The following is a 21508-nucleotide window of genomic DNA, read 5'->3' as shown; positions in this document are numbered from 1 at the left end:
CTCCTTAGCGTGGTTTCAGGGTTGCGATAAGAAAGTCTTTTGAACTTTCTACTTTACCCTGCTGAATGGCCGCAGCCGGATCGACGTGTTTCGGGCAGACTTCGGAGCAATAGCCCACGAAAGTACAGGTCCAAACGCCGTTCGGGCTGTTCAACTGAGCCATACGCTCCTTCTTACCGTGGTCGCGGCTATCTTCGTTATAACGATGTGCCAGCGTAATCGCGGCCGGTCCAATGAACTCAGGGTTCAGGCCGAACTGCGGGCACGCTGCGTAGCACAGACCACAGTTGATGCAACCGGAGAACTGATGATACTTCGCCATCTGTGCCGGAGTCTGGGTGTTTGGACCCTGATCCGGTGTACGCGGGTTACCAATGATGTACGGCTTGATAGCTTCCAGACTTTCGATAAAGTGCGTCATATCGACGACCAGATCGCGTTCAATCGGGAAGTTAGCCAGCGCTTCAATCTTCATGCCGTTGGTGTATTCACGCAGGAAGGTTTTGCACGCCAGTTTAGGCACGTTGTTGACCATCATGCCGCAGGAGCCGCAGATAGCCATACGGCAAGACCAGCGATAGCTCAGGTCCGGTGCCAGGTTATCTTTGATGTAGTTCAACGCATCCAGCAGTGACGTTGTTTCATCATAAGGAACTTCATAGAAAGCACTGTGCGGTGCGGTGTCCACTTCCGGGTTATAGCGCACCACCTCAACTTTCAGGTTTTTCATCTCAGCCATTCGCCTTCTCCTTCTTATCGGCTGCTTCCGCTTCGCCACCGTACATACGTTTAGCTGGCGGCAGAGTGGTGATTTTCACGTCGCTGTATTCCAGGCGAGTTGTGCCATCAGCATCGCGGAAGGCGAGGGTATGTTTAAGGAAGTTGACGTCGTCACGCTCGGTGCAGCCTTCATCCAGACGCTGATGCGCGCCGCGTGATTCTTTACGCGCCAGAGCAGAGTGCGCCATACATTCAGCAACGTTCAGACCATGACCCAGTTCGATGGTGTACAGCAGGTCAGTGTTGAAGACGCTGGAAGTGTCGGTGATACGTACGCGTTTGAAGCGTTCCTGCAGTTCAGCCAGCTTATCAACGGTTTTCTGCATGAGTTCTGGTGTACGGTAGATACCGCAACCTTCTTCCATGGAGATGCCCATTTCGTCGCGGATCTTCGACCAGTTCTCGTTACCTTCTTGGTTAACCAGATCTTTCAGACGTTGTTCAACGGAGGCAACCTGCGCATTCAGTGCTGCATCGTTAGCGGTGCTCGCTGTAGACGCACGTTCCATCGCTTGTTCACCGGCCAGACGACCAAAGACCACCAGTTCAGCCAGGGAGTTAGAGCCCAGACGGTTAGCACCATGCAGACCTACAGATGAACATTCACCGACAGCGAACAGACCTTTAATGCGAGTTTCGCAGTTCTGATCGGTTTCGATACCGCCCATGGTGTAGTGTGCGGTCGGACGTACCGGGATCGGTTCTTTTACCGGATCGACACCCACGTAGGCTTTCGCCAGTTCGCAGATAAACGGTAAGCGTTCGAGCAGTTTTTTCTCGCCGAGGTGACGCAGGTCGAGGTGAACGACATCGCCACGCGGAGTGGAGATAGTGTTGCCTTTGCGCCATTCATGCCAGAAAGCCTGAGAAACTTTGTCGCGCGGACCCAGTTCCATATATTTGTTCTTCGGCTCACCCAGCGGAGTTTCCGGGCCCATGCCGTAGTCCTGCAGATAACGGTAGCCATCTTTGTTGACCAGAATACCGCCTTCACCACGGCAGCCTTCGGTCATCAGGATACCGGATCCTGGCAGACCAGTCGGGTGATACTGAACGAACTCCATATCGCGCAGCGGAACGCCGTGGTTCAGCGCCATACCCATACCGTCACCAGTTACGATGCCGCCGTTGGTGTTGTAACGGTATACACGGCCTGCGCCGCCCGTTGCCATCACCACTGCGTTAGCACGGATTTGTACCAGAGTGCCTTCCATCATGTTCATGGCAACCAGGCCGCGAACATGACCGTCATCAACCAGGATATCCAGAACGAAATGTTCGTCAAAACGCTGAATTTGAGGGAACTGCAAAGAAGTTTGGAACAGAGTATGCAGCATATGGAAGCCGGTTTTATCCGCGGCAAACCAGGTACGCTCAATTTTCATGCCGCCGAAGCGACGTACGTTGACGCTACCGTCTTCACGGCGGCTCCATGGGCAACCCCATTGTTCCAGTTGCGTCATTTCAGTTGGGCAGTGGTGGACAAAGTAATCCACGACATCCTGCTCACACAGCCAGTCTCCGCCTGCTACCGTATCGTGAAAATGGTAGTCAAAGCTGTCATGATCCTGCGCGACAGCAGCAGAGCCGCCTTCGGCAGCAACGGTATGGCTGCGCATTGGGTACACTTTTGAGATCAGTGCGATTTTAGCGTTGGGATTTGCTTGCGCAGCAGCAATTGCAGCACGTAATCCCGCGCCACCGGCGCCTATAATGGCAAGATCGGCTTGAAAGGTTTGCACGACATTCCTCCAGATTGTTGTTATTTCATCCCTGTCTGAATCAGATGCTTAATCTGATTCAGACAGGTTATGAACGCGTTTCCACTGCTCCTTTATAGGTACAATAGTATAGTCTTAGGGATGTGAGGGAAATTTGACGTGTTCGATTTTTTTAGCGTATCAGAGGGCTGAATTATCATTGAATTTGATTAATTTAATTACTAAACCACCCAATGTTGCTTTTTTTACCCGCCAGCCAGTGTTTATTATTCCCGCGTGAAATTTGTCTCGCTAACGCGATACGAGTAGACTTCGTGCCCTTGTCTTAAATCGGAGAAATAACCATGAGCGAAACGGCAACCTGGCAGCCGAGCGCGTCCATCCCCAATCTGTTAAAACGAGCTGCAATTATAGCGGAGATTCGTCGCTTTTTTGCCGATCGTGGCGTGCTTGAGGTTGAGACACCTTGTATGAGTCAGGCGACGGTTACGGACATTCACCTGTTCCCGTTCGAAACGCGTTTCGTTGGCCCTGGACATTCTCAGGGGATGAACCTCTATTTAATGACCAGCCCGGAATACCATATGAAGCGCCTGCTGGTGGCAGGATGCGGCCCGGTATATCAACTGTGCAGAAGCTTTCGTAATGAAGAGATGGGACGTCATCACAACCCTGAATTCACCATGCTCGAGTGGTATCGTCCCCATTACGACATGTATCGCCTGATGAATGAAGTGGATGATTTACTCCAGCAAGTGCTGGATTGTTCCCCTGCGGAAAGCCTCTCATACCAGCAAGCCTTCCAGCGTCATCTGGAAATCGATCCACTGTCAGCGGATAAGACCCAATTGCGTGAAGTGGCGGCTAAATTGGATCTCAGCAACATCGCTGATACTGAAGAAGACCGGGATACCCTGTTACAGTTGCTGTTTACGATGGGGGTTGAGCCACATATTGGGAAAGACAAACCGGCGTTTGTGTATCACTTCCCGGCCAGCCAGGCATCGCTGGCACAAATTAGTACCGAAGATCACCGCGTTGCTGAACGTTTTGAGGTTTACTACAAGGGTATTGAACTGGCGAATGGTTTCCATGAGCTGACCGATGCGCGTGAGCAGCAGCAACGCTTCGAGCAGGATAATCGCAAACGTGCCGCTCGTGGCTTGCCGCAGCAGCCAATCGACAACAACCTGCTTGAAGCGCTCAAGGTCGGTATGCCGGATTGTTCCGGTGTGGCGCTTGGGGTTGATCGTCTGGTGATGCTGGCGCTGGGTGCTGATAGCCTGGCCGATGTTATCGCCTTTACCGTCGATAGGGCGTGAATCTGAAAATCTCCCCGCAGTAAAATAAATGGCGCGTAATGCGCCATTTTGTAGCTTTTTTTTTCAATTTCATCTTTATAGACACAGTTTAAATCTGGATATTTGCCGTTATTCAGGTATCAATTCTGGTTTGATTTTTTGATGGCTGACCTCCGCCTGGAGGACAGTGTAAACATGTGGACGCGGTTTAACCTGCGCGTTCCAGAGTAAGGGATAGTTTAATGACCCAAACAATAAAGAAGATGAGCCTGTCAGGCCTCATCCTTATGATATTCACGTCAGTTTTCGGATTTGCAAATAGCCCTTCAGCTTTTTATTTAATGGGTTATAGCGCCATTCCATGGTATGTATTTTCTGCATTATTATTCTTTATTCCATTTGCCTTAATGATGGCGGAAATGGGATCTGCCTATCGTAAAGAAGAAGGGGGGATCTATTCGTGGATGAATAATAGCGTTGGACCGCGCTATGCGTTTATCGGTACGTTTATGTGGTTCTCCTCTTATGTGATTTGGATGGTGAGCACCGCGGCAAAAGTCTGGGTGCCTTTTTCCACCTTTTTATTCGGCGCAGATATGACGCAGCAATGGCGTATCGCGGGACTTGAGCCAACGCAGGTTGTTGGGTTGCTCGCCGTAGGCTGGATGATTTTGGTGACGGGTGTCGCTTCCAAAGGTATTAATAAAATTGCCCGTATTACGGCTGTGGGCGGAATTGCCGTAATGTGTCTTAATTTAGTTTTGTTGTTAGCGAGTATCGCTATTTTGTTATTAACAGGTGGTCACTTTGCGCAGGATATTAATTTTGTCTCCTCACCTAATCCGGGATATCAGTCCGGTCTGGCCATGTTGTCATTTGTTGTATTTGCTATTTTTGCTTATGGTGGAATTGAAGCTGTGGGTGGGCTGGTTGATAAAACGGATAAACCAGAAAAGAATTTTGCAAAAGGAATTGTTTTTGCCGCAATAGTGATTTCAATTGGTTATTCGCTGGCCATATTTTTATGGGGCGTTAGCACCAACTGGCAGCAGGTATTAAGTAATAGCTCGGTTAACCTTGGCAATATTACTTATATCCTGATGAAAAGTCTGGGGGTGACATTGGGTAATGCATTGCATTTGTCTCCTGAATCTGCGATGACCATGGGCATTTGGTTTGCGCGTATCACTGGGCTTTCCATGTTCCTCGCTTATACCGGTGCTTTCTTTACGCTCAGCTACTCGCCATTGAAAGCAATTATTCAGGGAACGCCAAAAGCATTGTGGCCTGCGCCAATGACGAAGCTCAATACCATGGGTATGCCGACGATGGCAATGTGGATGCAGTGTCTGCTGGTGAGCCTGTTTATTCTGTTGGTTTCATTTGGTGGCGATACTGCTTCCGCGTTTTATAACAAACTGACGCTGATGGCGAACGTATCAATGACGTTGCCGTATCTGTTCCTTGCACTGGCTTTCCCTTTCTTTAAATCCCGTGAGGGGCTGGAAAGGCCGTTTGTGATTTTTAAAACCCGGGCCGCAACGTTGCTGGCAACGAGCGTGGTGGTGCTGGTGGTAACGTTTGCCAACGTATTTACCATCATCCAGCCAGTGATTGAAGCCGGAGACTGGAATAGTGCGCTGTGGATGATAGGTGGCCCGATATTCTTCTCACTGCTGGCCATGGCGATTTATCAGAACTACAGTCGTCGCATGGCCTGTGAGCCAGAGTGGGCGGCTGAGTAATCATCTTGCCGGATAGACGCGTTAGCGCTGCCATCCGGCAAGACACCCATTACAAGCTTCCTGCCGGACGACTGCCTCTGCCCGCAGAACTTAACGTTCTCCCTGTTTGCTTACCATTCAGGCTTTCCAGACGCATCTGGAATGGTGGGAATGGCATATCAATGCCATGCTCACGGAAGCCCGCCAGAATCAACTGATGGATCTCATGGCGCAATGGCATGCGGTGCCCCATTTCTGCGGCATAGATACGCAATTCGAAGATCTGAATCCCTTGCTGAAGATCAACCAGGAAGACTTCCGGTGCCGGGGTGTCGATAACCAGCGAACAGCGATGCGCGGCGGTAAGCAGGATTTGCGTGACCTCCTCGCTGTTGGCCTCCGACGGTGCCGGAATAGTTAACACCACACGAGTGACCGAGTCGGATAGCGACCAGTTGATGAACTGTTCGGTGATGAACGCTTTGTTGGGCACGATGATTTCTTTACGGTCCCAGTCGCTGATTGTGGTGGCGCGGGTGTTAATTTTCGTCACGCTACCGGTAAGATCGCGAATTGTCACCGTATCGCCAATGCGGATGGGTTTTTCAAACAGGATGATCAGGCCGGAAATAAAGTTGGCGAAGATCTCCTGCAAACCGAAACCCAACCCCACACCGAGCGCGGCAACCAGCCATTGCAGTTTGGACCACTCAATACCAATCATTGAGAAGCCAACCAGGCCACCAATCAGCATCAGCAGGTATTTGGTAATGGTGGTGATGGCATAACCCGTGCCGGGTGTTAAATCCAGATGCTGTAACAGTGCCAACTCCAGCAGCGCGGGCAAGTTACGTACTAACTGAGTGGTGATGATAAACACCAGAATCGCAATTAATACCGCGCCCAGCGTTATCGGCTCTAAGCTTTCTACGCCTTGTACCGTGGAGGTGACATCCCATAATGAGATGTTCTCCAGGAAGCCGAAGGCAGAGTGAATTTCTGACCACAGCACGATAACCGAAAGCAGGGCGATCAGCATCAGGATAGAACGTACCAGGCGCAGTGATTGTGCGCTGATAGCGTCAAGGTCCACTTCGCTTTCATCGACATCAATCGCCCCTTCAAGGCTGGTGGAATGCGGCGGTTCTTCTTCGCCACGTGCGCGTTGTGCCAGCATTTCTGCCCGTCGATGTTTGGCGCGATCGAATGCCAGACGGCGGCGCTGAATCAGCATCCAGCGGCGAATGACGTGATAAATCACCAACAATAAGAACCAGATAGCTACAGATGTTTCCAGACGAGCCAGCAGTGCTTGCGCCGTTGCCAGGTAGCCTACGGCAGCCGCGAGAATCGCAATGAGTGGTGCGCCCATCAGCATATTCCACAGCATACTGTTGACCATGTTGTCACCGTTGCCCTCTTTATCGAGATATAACGGTATTCCGGCGCGTTTCAGACTCAGGGTCACGAGCGCCAGTGCCCCACAAATCAAAATAAAGCACAGGCGCCCCAGAGAGGCGGAGAATTCCCGGTCATTGAGATTATCAAACATGATCACCGCCATGATGAGCGGGACAATCAGTCCGATGCTCATCAGGTAATAGTGCATTGCCTTAGCGACACGGTTACGCGGCCAGCCAAAGTGGGCAATGAACAAACCGTTAGGGCGTGCGAAGGTAGCGCAAATCATCACTACCCACAGCATTGGTACCGTTGCTGTAACGCCATCGCCTATCGCGACGGCCAGAGGATAGGGCCAGGCTTCCTGCAAACCATAACCCAGAGTTGCCCACAGTACCGGCAATGGGGAAGCGACGAGTATCGACCAAAACACTGTGCGCAACGTCAGCCAAAAATGATCCTGGGTTACTTTTCCCACCCGCGCTGACGATCGTTCGAGAAAGCGAGTGAAGTGCTTACGCGAATAGAGGCTAAACCCAACCAACACCAGCGCTGCGAAAAGCGGCAGCAGCGTTTCCTTGCTGGTCAACATCATAATGCTGGCTTTGCCAAGTTGATTAAACGTGTCTAATGAGATAAGACGACGCAGATCCTGGACTAAGTCGACAGGCCAGGAAAGTGATATTGGGCTGACGTCAGACGTCCAGAACAGATAGCGGTGAGTTGCCTCATTGACCTCTTTCAGCGCATCTTCCAGTTGGCTGTTGGAGACTTTCAGCTTGGTCAATTCGAGGATCAGCGTATCGCCGCCCTGTAACAGGGAGTTCAGTAGTTCACGCTGAGTACGCAGTTGGGCGTTGAGGATACGCTCTTGCTCTGCGGTAAGTGGTTGTCCATCGGCCTGATGGATCTGGCGCAACTGCGGCTGTTTATTAAGGAGATCTTCATAGCGCATTCGGTGTACGCGAAGTTGCGCCATTTCTGTATCTAGCTGTTGAGGCTTAGGCATTTCTGGCAGGCGGGAGACTTGCGCGCGCAGGGCTTCTCCCAGCATATTCGAGGCACCAAGCCACTGTGACTGCTCCCGCAACGTATTTAATGCCTGTCGCACCTGCAGCGTTTGGCTGGTGGCCTGCCGCTGTTGAGAGGCGACCAGGTCCATACGCTGCGCCTGCTGGTTTAAGGCCTGAGACAGCTCACGGTTAACCTTGAACTGGTCAACAATGCCTTCTGGCAGCCCCGCACTGTTCTCTGCCAGTAGTTCGGTGCTTTCCAGCGCCCGCTCGGCTTCACGCTGACGCTGACTATTGAGTTGATTACGTAATGCCTGCAGGTACGCGTCGAGTTGTTGGCTCTGTTTTTCTGCCAGTTCGGAGCGCATGCGCGCCAGTTCCTGGCGGTTGTTCGCGGAAAGCTGTGCCAGTTCCAGCTCATCGACCTGGGCTTTGAGTTTGGCCGATTCAGCCTGCATCGCCTGATTCAGTGGAGAGTTGCTGCTGGCTGCCCCCAGACGTCGCTCAATATCATTTAACTGACGGCGCGCATCGGTTTGCTGTTGCGGAAGCTGGCTTAATGAGTCGGCGATTTCGCGTGCGCGATCTTGTTCCTGCTGGGCCTGGCGGCTTTTTTCCAACAACTGGCTGCTGACCTGGAGGATCTCCTGGTTTAACGCATCAGTAGTCAGGCCAGTCGGCACGCTGCGCGGTTCGTCACGCAGATTGCTAAGCTGCGCGCGTAACGTTGCGGACAGTTTGGGGAAGTTATCAATAACCTGCTGATACTGTTCGGCACGCTCAAGGGAGCCTTTACGCTCCTCAAGGGCATTCAGCGCGGACTGGAGCGCCTCAACGGCTTCTGGCTGAGCGGGCTTAGCCGCTTTGGCCTGCTCCAGTTCCTGAGTGATTTGTTTGGCATCGGGGGCCGTCGCAGAGTGCGCCCCCAGGCTGAGGCACCAGGCCATCAGTAAAGTGATAATCAGGCGCACAGCAGCGATTCCTATGTTTAACCTTCGTCTTTTTTGTCATCAACCAGCGGGCTGACGTCGTGTTCTGCTTCGATCTCTTCCTTCGGCAGTGGGTTAGGTTCAGCTTCTGGCGTTACGAAAGACTCGGTAGAAATTGCCATCGGTTGACCGATTTTAGTGACCGAAAGATCCTGCAACTGCTCAACCAGGTTAACTTTGCCTGGTGCAAACAGGTTAATAACGGTTGAACCGAGCTTAAAGCGGCCCATTTCCTGACCTTTTAGCAGTGCCACGGAACCTTCGCTTTCACCGGCAGGCCATGTCCAGCGTTTAATGACTCCTTCACGCGGCGGAGTAATGGTGCCGGCCCAAACCGTTTCAATACTACCGACGATGGTTGCGCCAACCAGAATCTGTACCATCGGGCCGAATTCAGTATCAAACAGACAAATAACGCGCTCGTTACGGGCAAACAGGTTTGGTACGTTTTGCGCGGTCAGGATATTTACTGAGAAAAGGTCGCCAGGCACATACAGCATTTCCCGCAGGATACCGTTACACGGCATATGTACGCGGTGGTAATCACGCGGCGAGAGGTAAGTGGTTACAAACGTACCATTGCGGAATTTGTCCGCCATCTGGTAGTTGCCTGCCAGCAGCGCTTCAAGGCTATAGCTATGCCCTTTGGCCTGCAGAAGTTTATCTTCTTCGATGTTTCCCAGTTGATTAATCACGCCATCAGCCGGCATGACCAGAACATTTGGATCGGTATTAATAGGGCGTACATCGTCACGTAATGGGCGGACAAAGAAGTCATTGAAGGTGCGATAGCTGGCGGTGTCCGGCTTTTGCGCCTCTGTCATATCGACCTTGTAGTATTTCACGAACAGATCGATAACCAGCTTAGTTAGCCATCCTGCTCGTTTGCTCGCACCCCAACCCGCCAGGCGAGTGAGCCATAGTTTTGGCAGAATGTATTGTAGCGAAAGCTTAAATGAGTTTAACAAGGTAGCCTCCAGGCCATAATTTGTTCCTGATCCAGCGTGTGGGCCGGATCCTGGAAAAAAGGGGACGATTCTAGCGATGCTTAGCTTAGTTGTCAGTTGTCTGTATCAGAAAAGTTTTTACGCGTTTTTACCTGAGCCATGCTTTCGAGGATACGGTGATAATTCTCAAAGCGAACTTCGGCTATCGCCCCTTTCTCTACAGCTTCACGGATAGCGCAGCCTGGATCTGCATCATGTTTGCAGTCGCGGTATTTGCAATGGCCCAGGTAATCATGGAATTCGACAAAGCCGTGCGTGATTTGTTCCGGTTCAAGGTGCCACAGCCCAAACTCACGTACGCCGGGGGAGTCGATGACGTCACCGCCGTGCGGGAAGTGGTACAGGCGAGAAGCGGTAGTCGTGTGTTGTCCAAGGCCGGAGTTGTCGGAGACATCATTGGTCAGGATTTCTTCCTGCAGGCCAAGCAGGTTGTTGAGTAGGCTGGATTTACCTACGCCAGACTGACCGGCGAAAATGCTGATACGATCGGTCAATGCCTCTTCAAGCGGTTTCAGACCGTCTTTTGTGCGGCTTGATACCAACAATACGCGATAGCCAATATTGCGATAGATATCCATCTGCTCATTTACGAAAGCCATGCTTTCGTCGTCCAGCAGATCGATTTTGTTGAGTACGATAATTGGCTCAACCTGTAACGTTTCGCAGGCCACCAGATACCTGTCGATAATATTTAATGACAGTTCAGGTAAGATGGCTGAGACAATAACGATTTGGTCAATGTTGGCAGCAATGGGCTTCACGCCGTCATAAAAATCCGGGCGTGTGAGAACGGAAGTGCGCTCATGTACCGCTTCAACGATCCCTTTAACATTGACACCTTCGGCTGCCGTTTTACCCGGACGCCAGACCACGCGATCGCCGGTAACCAGCGAACGAATTGTACGGCGGATGTTGCAGCGGTGAATTTCACCATCAGCAGATTCCACGTCGGCATGCATACCAAAACGGCTGATAACAATGCCTTCAGCGGTTTCGCCAAACAAGTTGTCGTCGTAGTCGGGTTTCTCCGTGGACGTTTTAAGACGACGCTGGTGATTTGCGTTCACGCGGCGCTGTTGGCCTTTGGAGAGTTTATTTTTACTCAATCGTACTGGCTCCTGATCGCCCATTATGGGCAAAACATCTATGATACACGCAATTTTAGATGAATATATACGCTTCATCCTTCACGCTGCCCCAGCACTGGCTATGCTCAGAAACCCAGGCCACATAGTTTTCTACGCCCTCAGGGTTTCTTTCCTTGCCGCCTTGATGCAGCATGAATGGTTTCGCGTATCGTCACGTAAGAAGGGTGGAAAATAGCATGAGTGCCAATGAAAACAACCTGATTTGGATCGATCTGGAGATGACCGGTCTGGATCCCGAGCGCGATCGCATCATTGAGATCGCTACCCTGGTGACTGACGCCAATCTGAATATTCTGGCTGAAGGACCAACAATTGCGGTACATCAGTCTGATGAACAGCTGGCATTAATGGATGACTGGAACGTCAGAACGCATACAGGTAGTGGGTTGGTGGAGCGCGTAAAGGCGAGCACGATGGGTGATCGTGAAGCTGAGCTTGCGACGTTAGCATTTTTAAAAGAGTGGGTTCCGGAAGGGAAATCACCTATTTGCGGCAACAGTATCGGTCAGGATCGCCGCTTCCTGTTTAAATACATGCCGGAACTGGAAGCGTATTTCCATTATCGTTATCTGGACGTTAGTACTCTGAAAGAGCTGGCCCGTCGCTGGAAGCCAGAGATCCTTGATGGTTTAACAAAGCAGGGAACGCATCAGGCGATGGACGATATCCGCGAGTCGGTTGCTGAGCTTGCTTACTATCGCGAGCATTTTATTAAGCTTTGATTTCTATGCCCGGTGCGCTTGCGTAACCGGGTATTTGACGTTAAATTGTTCAGCTTGACTGCAAAGTAATCACTTGAACGAGTTTTTAAAAAAAACGTATTCAGGGGGGTTGCAGCTAAACGGATTTCTCGTATAATGCGCCTCCCGTAACGACGCAGAAATGCGAATTACGACAGCAACAAATTTCATCGAAGATTGTGCGGGAATAGCTCAGTTGGTAGAGCACGACCTTGCCAAGGTCGGGGTCGCGAGTTCGAGTCTCGTTTCCCGCTCCAAAATTTGAAAGTGCTTATCAGGCACAGACACACCCAAGCGGGAATAGCTCAGTTGGTAGAGCACGACCTTGCCAAGGTCGGGGTCGCGAGTTCGAGTCTCGTTTCCCGCTCCAAATTCTTATCTCAATAAACATATCCACAACGAATTATCGCGTTGGGGCTGTTTTCTTTTGTCTTTGACATACTCTTGTAAACAGACTTATCCACAGGTTCGGATATTATTCCTGGAATGCAAAAAACTTAGCCGGGTGAATAGTATCTTTGTAATTAATTGAATACGTTGAATTAATTATCATTTCAAACTGTTAATGCGATCACTTGACGATTTTTTCCCTCTTGAATATCAATGTGTTTTTATTTTTATACACAAGCTGTGGATGACTTAAGCGTCACGTGGCAAGCCTTTTTCAATGACCCTGACCAGGCGCTGCTTCTTCGGCAGTTGCACTTCAACCACGCAGGCATTTCGCTTCTCAATTTGCTGCGCAATCGCCCATTCTATGTGCTCATCGAGAAGTGGGTGCTCACCTCGGCGATTTTCCAGCGCATTGATAACAGCCCCATCCCAGGGGGCATTACCCAGCGCGACGGCGATATTTCGTAGCCAGCGCAAGTGACCAATACGACGAATGGCAGAACCTTCTGTGACTTTTAAAAACCACGCTTCGCTCCAGCTAAACAGTTCAATTAACTCTGGGGCGTGGAGTTGTTTGCGTGGGCTAAAGTCGTCTTCGACGGTTAACTGCGAATAGCGATTCCAGGGACAAATGAGCTGGCAGTCATCGCAGCCATAGATCCTATTTCCCAGCAGTGGGCGAAATTCTTGCGGAATTGCACCCTCCAGCTCAATGGTGAGATAAGAAATGCAGCGGCGGGCATCTACGGTGTACGGCTCAACGATCGCACCAGTCGGGCAGATGGTCATGCAGGCGACACACTTCCCACATCCTTCTTCTGCTGGCAGATCCACTGGCAAAGGTAAATCAACCAGTAACTCACCCAAAAAGAAAAATGAACCGGCTTCACGGTTAAGGATAAGTGAGTGCTTACCTGTCCATCCAAGCCCGGCTTTTTCCGCCAGTGGACGCTCAAGAATAGGCGCAGAATCAACAAAAGGTCTAAAATTCAGCGAAACACAGTGTTGCTGAATCATCTCTCCCAGTTTTTTTAAGCGGTTACGCAGTAGTTTATGGTAGTCACGCCCCAGTGCGTATCGACTGACGTAGCCCAGGGTCGGATTCTTTAAGGTGCTGGCAAAGGCCGCGTTGGCAGGGAGATAGTTCATTCGTACGCTAATGACGCGTAAAGTCCCGGGCAATAACTCCTGGGGACGAGCACGCATCATGCCGTGACGGGCCATCCAGTCCATCTCGCCGTGATAGTGTTTATCCAGCCATGCCTGCAGTTTGGGTTCGGCTTCGCTAAGGTTGGTATCGGCAATACCGACCTGCTGAAAGCCAAGTTCCAGCCCCCACTGCTTAATATTTTGCGCTAACTGATTGAGATCGAGGGGCTCTGACATGACGGACCATACAATGAAGAAAAACCCCGCAAGTATACCACACTCCATCTGGCACGCCGATGACATCAAGAGAGCGGAACGTGAGGCTGCAGACAGTCTTGGGCTGACTCTTTATGAACTGATGCTACGAGCGGGAGAGGCAACATTTAAGGTTACCTGCGACGCGTACCCGGACTCCCGGCACTGGCTGGTGCTCTGTGGCCACGGAAATAATGGTGGGGATGGCTATGTGGTCGCAAGGCTTGCCAAAGCGGTGGGTATTAACGTCACGTTACTGGCGCAGGAGAGTGACAAGCCTCTTCCTGAAGAGGCGCAGCAGGCGCGTGACGCCTGGCTGAATGCAGGGGGCGTTATCCATGCTCCAGATATTATCTGGCCGGAAAAGGTGGATGTCATTATTGATGGGCTGCTCGGTACCGGCTTACAACATGCACCGCGCGCCCCTCTGGCTGCATTGATCGAATTGGCTAATTCGCACCCTGCTCCCGTGGTGGCGATAGATATTCCGTCCGGTCTGCTGGCGCAGACAGGAGCGACGCCAGGTGCGGTGATGAGTGCCGCGCATACCGTCACTTTTATTGCGTTAAAACCGGGACTGTTAACCGGTAAAGCGCGTGATGTCACTGGGCATCTTCATTTTAATGCTCTTGGGCTGGAGACCTGGCTTGCAGGGCAGGAAGTGCCTGTTCAGCGTTTTGATGCTTCGCAACTTGCCCACTGGTTAACGCCGCGCCGACCGACATCGCATAAAGGCTCCCATGGGCGACTGGTGATTATTGGTGGCGACCATGGCACTGCTGGTGCAATACGTATGGCCGGTGAAGCCGCACTTCGCGCAGGTGCCGGGCTGGTTAAAGTTCTGACCCGCAGCGAAAACATTGCGCCAATCCTGACTGCCCGTCCGGAGTTGATGGTGGATACGCTAACGCCGCATGCGCTGGAGGAAAATCTGGAATGGGCGGATGTGGTGGTCATTGGTCCTGGGCTTGGGCAGCAGGAGTGGGGCAAAAAAGCGCTGCAAAAAGTGGAGAATTTTCGTAAACCAATGCTCTGGGACGCTGATGCGCTTAACCTGCTGGCAATCAACCCCGATAAACGTCACAATCGCGTGATCACGCCGCATCCAGGTGAGGCCGCGCGACTACTGGGCTGTTCCATAGCAGAAATTGAAGACGATCGCTTACTTTCTGCACAACGTCTGGTAAAACGGTACGGAGGTGTAGTGGTGCTGAAAGGTGCGGGTACGGTTGTGGCCTCCGAACAAAATGCGTTGGGTATTATTGATGCCGGCAATGCAGGAATGGCCAGCGGCGGTATGGGCGATGTGCTCTCCGGTATTATTGGTGCATTGCTCGGACAGAAGCTTACCCCGTATGATGCAGCGTGTGCAGGATGTGTCGCGCACGGTGCGGCGGCGGATGTGCTGGCAGCGCGTTTTGGAACTCGCGGCATGCTGGCGACAGATCTCTTTACCACGCTACAGCGTATTGTTAACCCTGATGTGATTGACGTTTATCATGATGAATCGAGTAATTCCGCTACCTGATGAACAGGCGACTTTAGACCTGGGACTGCGGGTAGCCAACGCCTGTGACGGCGCAACTGTTATTTATTTGTACGGCGATCTGGGTGCGGGTAAAACCACCTTTAGCCGGGGATTCCTGCAGGCGTTGGGTCACAAAGGCAATGTAAAAAGCCCCACCTACACACTGGTTGAACCCTATTCACTCGATAACCTGATGGTGTATCACTTCGATCTGTATCGACTTGCGGACCCGGAAGAATTGGAGTTTATGGGGATCCGAGATTATTTTGCCAATGATGCAATTTGCCTGGTGGAATGGCCGCAACAAGGTAAAGGTGTGCTTCCTGACCCGGACGTCGAAATACACATTGAGTACCAGGCGCAAGGTCGGGAGGCGCGCGTAAGTGCCGTCTCCTCATCGGGTGATTTATTGCTGGCGCGTTTAGCCGATTAATCTTAAGGGTGGCGGGATGATTTATCGCATCAGAAACTGGCTGATGGCAACCCTGGTCCTGCTGTGCGCGCAGGCAGGGGCCGCCAGCCTCTCGGATCTTCAGGTTTCCAACGGCGACCAACAGGCGCGGATCACGTTAAGTTTTATTGGCGATCCTGAATACAGCGTATCGCAGGACGGGAAACGAACTGTCGCGCTGGATATCAAACAATCCGGTGTGATTCAGGGATTACCGCTGCTGTTTAGTGGCAATAATCTGGTGAAGGCGATCCGCTCCGGCACGCCGAATGACGCGCAGTCTCTGCGGCTGGTCGTCGATTTAACCGAAAACGGGAAAGCTGAAGCCGTGAAACGGCAAAACGGTGGTAACTATACTGTCGTGTTTACGATCAAAGCCGATGCTCCACCGCCTCCACCTCCACCAGTGGTCGTGAAGCGTGTTGAAGCGCCGGTTGTTGCCCCGCGTTCGGTTGAGCCTGCACGCAATCCGTTTAAAACGGAAAGCAATCGTACAACTGCCGTGACCAACAGCAATACGGTCACGCGACCTGCCGCCCGGGCGACCAACAACAATGGCGATAAAGTCGTTATCGCTATCGATGCAGGACACGGTGGGCAAGATCCCGGCGCTATCGGGCCTGGCGGTACGCGGGAGAAAAACGTCACTATCGCGGTTGTGCGTAAGCTGCGTAGCTTGCTGAATGACGACCCGATGTTTAAAGGCGTGCTTACCCGTGATGGCGATTACTTCATTTCGGTGATGGGGCGTTCTGACGTCGCTCGTAAACAAAATGCCAATTTCCTGGTCTCTATTCATGCGGATGCTGCACCAAACCGGGATGCCACCGGCGCTTCCGTGTGGGTACTGTCAAACCGTCGTGCCAACAGTGAAATGGCCGGCTGGCTGGAACAGCATGAGAAGCAATCTGAGCTGTTGGGTGGTGCGGGGGATGTGCTGGCAAACAGTCAGTCCGATCCGTACTTAAGCCAGGCGGTGCTGGACCTGCAGTTCGGTCATTCACAGCGCGTAGGGTATGATGTGGCGACCAGTATGATCGGCCAGTTAGAGCGTATTGGTTCGATGCACAAACGTCGACCAGAGCACGCCAGCCTTGGCGTATTACGCTCGCCTGATATCCCGTCAGTACTGGTTGAAACCGGTTTTATCAGTAACAACAGTGAAGAGCGCCTGCTGGCGAGCGATGATTATCAGCAGCAACTGGCAGAGGCGATTTATAAAGGGTTGCGTAACTACTTCCTGGCGCACCCTATGCAAACGGGGCCGCAGGGCGCACCGTCACAAACAGCCAGCGCTGTATCACCGGGTGATACGTTAACAAATTAAGGATTAGCCATGCCGATTCAGGTTCTACCGCCACAGCTGGCGAACCAGATTGCCGCAGGTGAGGTGGTAGAACGGCCTGCGTCGGTAGTAAAAGAACTGGTGGAAAACAGCCTTGATGCGGGTGCTACACGTATTGATATTGATATCGAACGCGGTGGTGCAAAGCTTATCCGCATTCGTGACAATGGCTGTGGTATCAAAAAAGACGAGCTGGCGCTGGCGCTGGCTCGCCATGCCACCAGTAAAATAGCCTCACTTGACGATCTCGAGGCTATCGTTAGTCTCGGGTTTCGCGGGGAGGCGCTGGCAAGTATCAGCTCTGTCTCACGTTTAACCCTGACGTCCCGTACACAAGAACAACCCGAAGCCTGGCAGGCGTATGCTGAAGGGCGCGATATGGACGTGACGGTTAAACCTGCTGCGCATCCGGTGGGTACTACGCTGGAAGTGCTGGATTTATTCTACAACACGCCAGCGCGGCGCAAGTTCATGCGCACCGAGAAAACCGAGTTTAATCATATTGACGAAATCATCCGACGCATTGCGCTGGCGCGTTTTGACGTGACGATTAATTTGTCACACAACGGTAAAATAATGCGCCAGTACCGCGCGGTGACAGCCGATGGGCAAAAAGAGCGTCGACTGGGCGCTATTTGTGGCACGCCATTTCTGGAGCAGGCGCTGGCTATTGAGTGGCAGCATGGCGATTTGACGTTGCGGGGCTGGGTAGCTGACCCGAATCACACCACTGCGGCATTGGCAGAAATTCAGTACTGCTACGTGAATGGTCGTATGATGCGTGACCGGCTGATTAACCACGCTATCCGCCAGGCCTGCGAAGACAAGTTAGGGGCCGATCAACAACCCGCATTTGTCTTGTATCTGGAAATTGACCCGCATCAGGTGGATGTAAATGTGCATCCTGCCAAACATGAAGTCCGCTTCCATCAGTCCCGCCTGGTGCATGATTTTATCTATCAGGGGGTGCTGAGCGTACTGCAACAACAGCTTGAAACATCGCTTCCGTTGGAGGGTGATGAAGATCCTCTACCAAGGCATATCCCGGAAAACCGGGTTGCGGCGGGACGTAATCACTTTGCAGAACCTGCGCCAGCACGTGAACCCACTACGCCGCGTTATTCCGTATCGGCAGGGAGTGGTGGCGGTCGCCAGGCATCTGCCAGTTGGCCGCATGCTCAGCCTGGGTATCAAAAGCAACAGGGTGAAGTTTACCAACAACTACTTCAGACACCTGCTCCGGTTCCAACGCACAAATCCGCTGTACCCAACGTGGCAGAGTCTTCTCTTGCCGGACACAGCCAAAGTTTTGGCCGAGTCCTGACAATCGTCGGTGCAGACTGTGCGTTACTCGAATGTGACGGACATATCCGGCTGTTGGCGCTACCGGTAGCTGAACGTTGGTTGCGTCAGGCGCAGTTGACGCCGGGACAGGGACCTGTTTGTGCTCAGCCATTGCTGATCCCGTTGCGTTTGAAAGTGAGCGCAGATGAAAAGGCGGCTTTGCAAAAAGCGCAAAGCCAGTTGGCGGATTTGGGCATTGAATTTCAGTTGGATGCGCAGCATGTGACCATCCGAGCAGTGCCTTTACCCTTACGCCAACAAAATTTACAAATCTTGATTCCTGAACTGATAGGCTACCTGGCGCAGCAGTCCGTATTCGAACATGGCAACATTGCACAGTGGATTGCGCGTAACCTGATGAGTGAACATCCGCAGTGGAGCATGGCTCAGGCTATTACGCTGTTGGCGGATGTTGAGCGGCTCTGTCCGCAGCTTGTGAAGGCGCCGCCGGGTGGTCTGTTACAACCTGTTGATTTACATTCGGTAATGAACGCCCTGAAACATGAGTGATATCAGTAAGGCGAGCCTGCCAAAGGCAATTTTTTTAATGGGGCCAACGGCCTCTGGTAAAACGGCATTAGCAATTGAATTGCGTAAAGTTTTGCCTGTAGAGTTGATAAGCGTTGATTCCGCCCTTATTTACAAGGGGATGGATATCGGTACCGCCAAGCCCGATGCTGAAGAGCTAAAGGCTGCACCGCACCGATTGCTGGATATTCGCGATCCGGCACAGGCGTATTCTGCTGCGGATTTTCGTCGAGATGCGCTAGCCGAGATGGCTGATATTACTGCAGCGGGGCGTATCCCGCTGTTAGTAGGCGGCACAATGTTATATTTCAAAGCCTTGCTTGAGGGGTTGTCGCCGTTACCGTCGGCGGATCCGGAGGTCAGGGCCAGAATTGAACAGCAGGCGGCAGAGCTTGGGTGGGACGCGTTACATCGGCAGCTTCAGGAGATTGATCCTGTTGCCGCAGCGCGGATTCATCCAAATGATCCGCAAAGACTTTCCCGGGCACTGGAAGTTTTTTTCATTTCGGGTAAAACTTTAACGGAGCTGACGCAAACGTCAGGAGATGCTTTGCCGTATCAGGTGCATCAGTTTGCTATCGCCCCGGCGAGCCGTGAACTGCTCCATCAGCGAATTGAGCAGCGTTTTCATCAGATGTTAGCTTCAGGTTTTGAAGCAGAAGTCCGGGCGCTTTTTGCCCGAGGAGATTTGCATACGGATTTGCCTTCCATTCGTTGTGTTGGGTATCGCCAGATGTGGTCATACATTGAAGGTGAAATCTCATATGATGAAATGGTTTATAGAGGTGTTTGCGCCACGAGGCAGTTGGCGAAGCGGCAGGTAACCTGGTTGCGTGGTTGGGATGGGGTGCACTGGCTTGACAGTGAAAAGCCTGACCAGGCGCGAAACGAAGTATTACAGGTTGTTGGTGCTATCGCGAACTGAATGTGTACAATTGAAACGTATCGTGCGCAATTTTTCAGAATCGAAAGGTTCAAAGTACAAATAAGCATATAAGGAAAAGAGAGAATGGCTAAGGGGCAATCTTTACAAGATCCGTTCCTGAACGCACTGCGTCGGGAACGTGTTCCAGTTTCTATTTATTTGGTGAATGGTATTAAGCTGCAAGGTCAAATCGAGTCTTTTGATCAGTTCGTGATCCTGTTGAAAAACACGGTCAGCCAGATGGTTTATAAGCACGCGATTTCTACTGTTGTCCCGTCTCGCCCGGTTTCTCATCACAGCAATAACGCCACCGGCGGCACCAGCAGTAACTACCATCACGGTAGCAACGCGCAGGGTTCATCTGCGCAACAGGACAGCGAAGAAACCGAATAAGGTTTTGGCTGTTTTACACACGGGGAGCCAGAGATCCTGCGTTCCCCGTTGATATATATTAAGGGGTTGACGCTTGTTTGACCGTTATGATGCCGGTGAGCAGGCGGTACTGGTACACATCTATTTTTCGCAAGACAAAGATATGGAAGATCTCCAGGAGTTTGAATCTCTGGTTTCTTCCGCCGGTGTCGAAGCAATGCAGGTGATTACCGGGAGCCGTAAAGCACCGCACCCGAAGTTTTTTGTTGGTGAAGGTAAGGCAATCGAAATTGCGGAAGCCGTGAAAGCGACAGGCGCTGCGGTGGTGATTTTTGATCATGCTCTAAGCCCTGCCCAGGAACGTAACCTGGAACAGTTATGCCAGTGTCTTGTCATCGACAGGACTGGCCTCATTTTAGATATTTTTGCCCAGCGTGCACGTACCCATGAGGGTAAGTTGCAGGTTGAACTGGCGCAGTTGCGTCATATGGCTACACGCCTGGTCCGTGGCTGGACTCACCTTGAAAGGCAAAAGGGCGGTATTGGTTTGCGTGGTCCGGGTGAAACCCAGCTCGAAACCGACCGTCGTTTGCTGCGTAATCGCATTTTGCAGATACAGTCGCGCCTGGAAAAAGTTGAAAAGCAACGTGAGCAGGGGCGGCAGTCGCGCAAGAAAGCGGATGTCCCAACCGTATCACTGGTGGGATATACCAACGCCGGAAAATCCACCTTGTTCAACCAGATAACCGAAGCCCGGGTCTACGCAGCAGATCAACTGTTTGCGACCCTGGATCCTACACTACGTCGTATAGACGTAGCGGATGTCGGTGAAACTGTGCTGGCGGATACCGTCGGGTTTATACGTCATTTGCCGCACGACCTGGTGGCGGCGTTTAAAGCCACCTTGCAGGAGACGCGTCAGGCGACATTGCTGCTGCACGTTATTGATGCGGCAGATTTCCGTGTGCAGGAAAATATTCAGGCTGTGGATACGGTTCTCGAAGAGATCGACGCGCACGAGATCCCGACCCTGCTGGTGATGAATAAAATCGATATGCTGGATGATTTTGAACCGCGTATCGACAGAGATGAAGAGAATAAACCAATCCGCGTTTGGGTTTCTGCGCAAACTGGCATTGGTATACCACAACTTTTTCAGGCTTTGACAGAGCGGCTTTCCGGTGAGGTTGCGCAGCATACGTTGCGTTTACCGCCGCAGGAAGGGCGTCTGAGAAGCCGGTTTTACCAACTTCAGGCAATAGAAAAAGAGTGGATGGAGGAGGATGGCAGCGTAGGTCTGCAAGTTCGTATGCCGATCGTTGACTGGCGTCGCCTCTGTAAACAAGAACCGACCCTGGCAGATTACATCGTCTGACCGGGAGGAAATGCCTGGG

Annotated in this window: 16 protein-coding genes and 2 tRNA genes; 12 read left to right on the top strand and 6 right to left on the bottom strand. The window is 51.9% G+C overall.

Features of this window, described 5'->3' with window-relative positions:
* Nucleotides 1-4: 4 nt before the first annotated feature.
* Nucleotides 5-739 (bottom strand): fumarate reductase iron-sulfur protein, encoded by a 735-nt coding sequence (frdB, locus tag SK36_RS18750; RefSeq protein ID WP_045438893.1) that lies wholly within the window; start codon nucleotides 737-739, stop codon nucleotides 5-7.
* Nucleotides 732-2522, bottom strand: a complete 1791-nt coding sequence (gene frdA, locus SK36_RS18745; RefSeq protein ID WP_045438896.1) for a fumarate reductase (quinol) flavoprotein subunit — start codon at nucleotides 2520-2522, stop codon at nucleotides 732-734. The genes frdB and frdA overlap by 8 nt, the downstream gene beginning before the upstream one ends.
* Nucleotides 2523-2845: 323 nt before the next feature.
* Between frdA and epmA the strand changes: the two genes are divergently transcribed.
* The gene (gene epmA / locus SK36_RS18740; protein WP_045438899.1) at nucleotides 2846-3823 is read left to right on the top strand and encodes an elongation factor P--(R)-beta-lysine ligase; all 978 of its coding nucleotides are present in this window, start codon (nucleotides 2846-2848) and stop codon (nucleotides 3821-3823) included.
* Nucleotides 3824-4044: 221 nt separating this feature from the next.
* Nucleotides 4045-5547, top strand: coding sequence for a glutamate/gamma-aminobutyrate family transporter YjeM (yjeM, locus tag SK36_RS18735; RefSeq protein ID WP_045438901.1), 1503 nt, complete (start codon nucleotides 4045-4047; stop codon nucleotides 5545-5547).
* A gap of 49 nt (nucleotides 5548-5596) precedes the next feature.
* On the opposite strand, the gene mscM is transcribed toward yjeM, so the two are convergent.
* The 3 genes from mscM to rsgA form a co-directional block, all read right to left on the bottom strand.
* The gene (gene mscM, locus SK36_RS18730; protein ID WP_048222338.1) at nucleotides 5597-8911 is read right to left on the bottom strand and encodes a miniconductance mechanosensitive channel MscM; all 3315 of its coding nucleotides are present in this window, start codon (nucleotides 8909-8911) and stop codon (nucleotides 5597-5599) included.
* A gap of 17 nt (nucleotides 8912-8928) precedes the next feature.
* Nucleotides 8929-9897, bottom strand: a complete 969-nt coding sequence (asd, locus tag SK36_RS18725; RefSeq protein ID WP_045438907.1) for an archaetidylserine decarboxylase — start codon at nucleotides 9895-9897, stop codon at nucleotides 8929-8931.
* Nucleotides 9898-9989: 92 nt separating this feature from the next.
* Nucleotides 9990-11042, bottom strand: a complete 1053-nt coding sequence (gene rsgA, locus SK36_RS18720) for a small ribosomal subunit biogenesis GTPase RsgA (RefSeq protein WP_197086133.1) — start codon at nucleotides 11040-11042, stop codon at nucleotides 9990-9992.
* 218 nt (nucleotides 11043-11260) lie between these two features.
* Here rsgA and orn point away from each other — a divergent pair, with 218 nt between their 5' ends.
* The 3 genes from orn to SK36_RS18700 all read left to right on the top strand — a co-directional run bounded on the left by orn (nucleotide 11261) and on the right by SK36_RS18700 (nucleotide 12194).
* Nucleotides 11261-11806 carry an oligoribonuclease gene (gene orn / locus SK36_RS18710; RefSeq protein ID WP_048222334.1) on the top strand — a complete coding sequence of 182 codons (546 nt, stop codon included), beginning with the start codon at nucleotides 11261-11263 and terminating at the stop codon, nucleotides 11804-11806.
* A 199-nt stretch (nucleotides 11807-12005) separates the two neighbouring features.
* Nucleotides 12006-12081 (top strand) — tRNA-Gly (locus tag SK36_RS18705).
* A gap of 37 nt (nucleotides 12082-12118) precedes the next feature.
* Nucleotides 12119-12194 (top strand) — tRNA-Gly (locus SK36_RS18700).
* A 269-nt stretch (nucleotides 12195-12463) separates the two neighbouring features.
* Here SK36_RS18700 and queG read toward each other — a convergent pair.
* Nucleotides 12464-13603, bottom strand: coding sequence for a tRNA epoxyqueuosine(34) reductase QueG (queG, locus tag SK36_RS18695; protein ID WP_045438931.1), 1140 nt, complete (start codon nucleotides 13601-13603; stop codon nucleotides 12464-12466).
* Here queG and nnr point away from each other — a divergent pair.
* The 7 genes from nnr (at nucleotide 13602) to hflX (ending at nucleotide 21489) form a co-directional block, all read left to right on the top strand.
* The gene (gene nnr / locus SK36_RS18690) at nucleotides 13602-15149 is read left to right on the top strand and encodes a bifunctional ADP-dependent NAD(P)H-hydrate dehydratase/NAD(P)H-hydrate epimerase (RefSeq protein ID WP_048222332.1); all 1548 of its coding nucleotides are present in this window, start codon (nucleotides 13602-13604) and stop codon (nucleotides 15147-15149) included. The two genes, queG and nnr, sit on opposite strands and share 2 nt — an antisense overlap.
* Nucleotides 15121-15582: a tRNA (adenosine(37)-N6)-threonylcarbamoyltransferase complex ATPase subunit type 1 TsaE gene (gene tsaE, locus SK36_RS18685; protein WP_045438937.1), complete on the top strand. Its 462-nt coding sequence runs from the start codon at nucleotides 15121-15123 to the stop codon at nucleotides 15580-15582. Before nnr ends, tsaE begins: the two co-directional genes overlap by 29 nt.
* Nucleotides 15583-15598: 16 nt before the next feature.
* Nucleotides 15599-16927, top strand: a complete 1329-nt coding sequence (gene amiB, locus SK36_RS18680) for an N-acetylmuramoyl-L-alanine amidase AmiB (RefSeq protein ID WP_048222329.1) — start codon at nucleotides 15599-15601, stop codon at nucleotides 16925-16927.
* A 9-nt stretch (nucleotides 16928-16936) separates the two neighbouring features.
* The gene (gene mutL, locus SK36_RS18675; protein WP_048222327.1) at nucleotides 16937-18799 is read left to right on the top strand and encodes a DNA mismatch repair endonuclease MutL; all 1863 of its coding nucleotides are present in this window, start codon (nucleotides 16937-16939) and stop codon (nucleotides 18797-18799) included.
* Nucleotides 18792-19742, top strand: coding sequence for a tRNA (adenosine(37)-N6)-dimethylallyltransferase MiaA (gene miaA / locus SK36_RS18670; RefSeq protein ID WP_048222323.1), 951 nt, complete (start codon nucleotides 18792-18794; stop codon nucleotides 19740-19742). Before mutL ends, miaA begins: the two co-directional genes overlap by 8 nt.
* 84 nt (nucleotides 19743-19826) lie before the next feature.
* Nucleotides 19827-20135 (top strand): RNA chaperone Hfq, encoded by a 309-nt coding sequence (gene hfq, locus SK36_RS18665; RefSeq protein WP_045438949.1) that lies wholly within the window; start codon nucleotides 19827-19829, stop codon nucleotides 20133-20135.
* A gap of 73 nt (nucleotides 20136-20208) precedes the next feature.
* Entirely contained in the window at nucleotides 20209-21489 is a 1281-nt protein-coding gene (hflX, locus tag SK36_RS18660; protein WP_045438953.1) for a ribosome rescue GTPase HflX, read from the top strand.
* Nucleotides 21490-21508: the final 19 nt, after the last annotated feature.

This window comes from Citrobacter sp. MGH106, from assembly GCF_001037495.1.
Lineage (GTDB): Bacteria > Pseudomonadota > Gammaproteobacteria > Enterobacterales > Enterobacteriaceae > Citrobacter > Citrobacter murliniae.
This window is presented reverse-complemented; position numbering and strand designations above follow the sequence as displayed.

Bases quoted from the DNA above. Each gene is read 5' to 3' on its own strand.
- frdB (WP_045438893.1), bottom strand. From the start codon at position 739: ATGGCTGAGATGAAAAACCTGAAAGTTGAGGTGGTGCGCTATAACCCG.
- nnr (WP_048222332.1), top strand. From the start codon at position 13,602: ATGACGGACCATACAATGAAGAAAAACCCCGCAAGTATACCACACTCC.
- yjeM (WP_045438901.1), top strand. From the start codon at position 4,045: ATGACCCAAACAATAAAGAAGATGAGCCTGTCAGGCCTCATCCTTATG.
- amiB (WP_048222329.1), top strand. From the start codon at position 15,599: ATGATTTATCGCATCAGAAACTGGCTGATGGCAACCCTGGTCCTGCTG.
- mutL (WP_048222327.1), top strand. From the start codon at position 16,937: ATGCCGATTCAGGTTCTACCGCCACAGCTGGCGAACCAGATTGCCGCA.
- tsaE (WP_045438937.1), top strand. From the start codon at position 15,121: ATGATGAATCGAGTAATTCCGCTACCTGATGAACAGGCGACTTTAGAC.
- hfq (WP_045438949.1), top strand. From the start codon at position 19,827: ATGGCTAAGGGGCAATCTTTACAAGATCCGTTCCTGAACGCACTGCGT.
- miaA (WP_048222323.1), top strand. From the start codon at position 18,792: ATGAGTGATATCAGTAAGGCGAGCCTGCCAAAGGCAATTTTTTTAATG.
- queG (WP_045438931.1), bottom strand. From the start codon at position 13,603: ATGTCAGAGCCCCTCGATCTCAATCAGTTAGCGCAAAATATTAAGCAG.
- orn (WP_048222334.1), top strand. From the start codon at position 11,261: ATGAGTGCCAATGAAAACAACCTGATTTGGATCGATCTGGAGATGACC.
- epmA (WP_045438899.1), top strand. From the start codon at position 2,846: ATGAGCGAAACGGCAACCTGGCAGCCGAGCGCGTCCATCCCCAATCTG.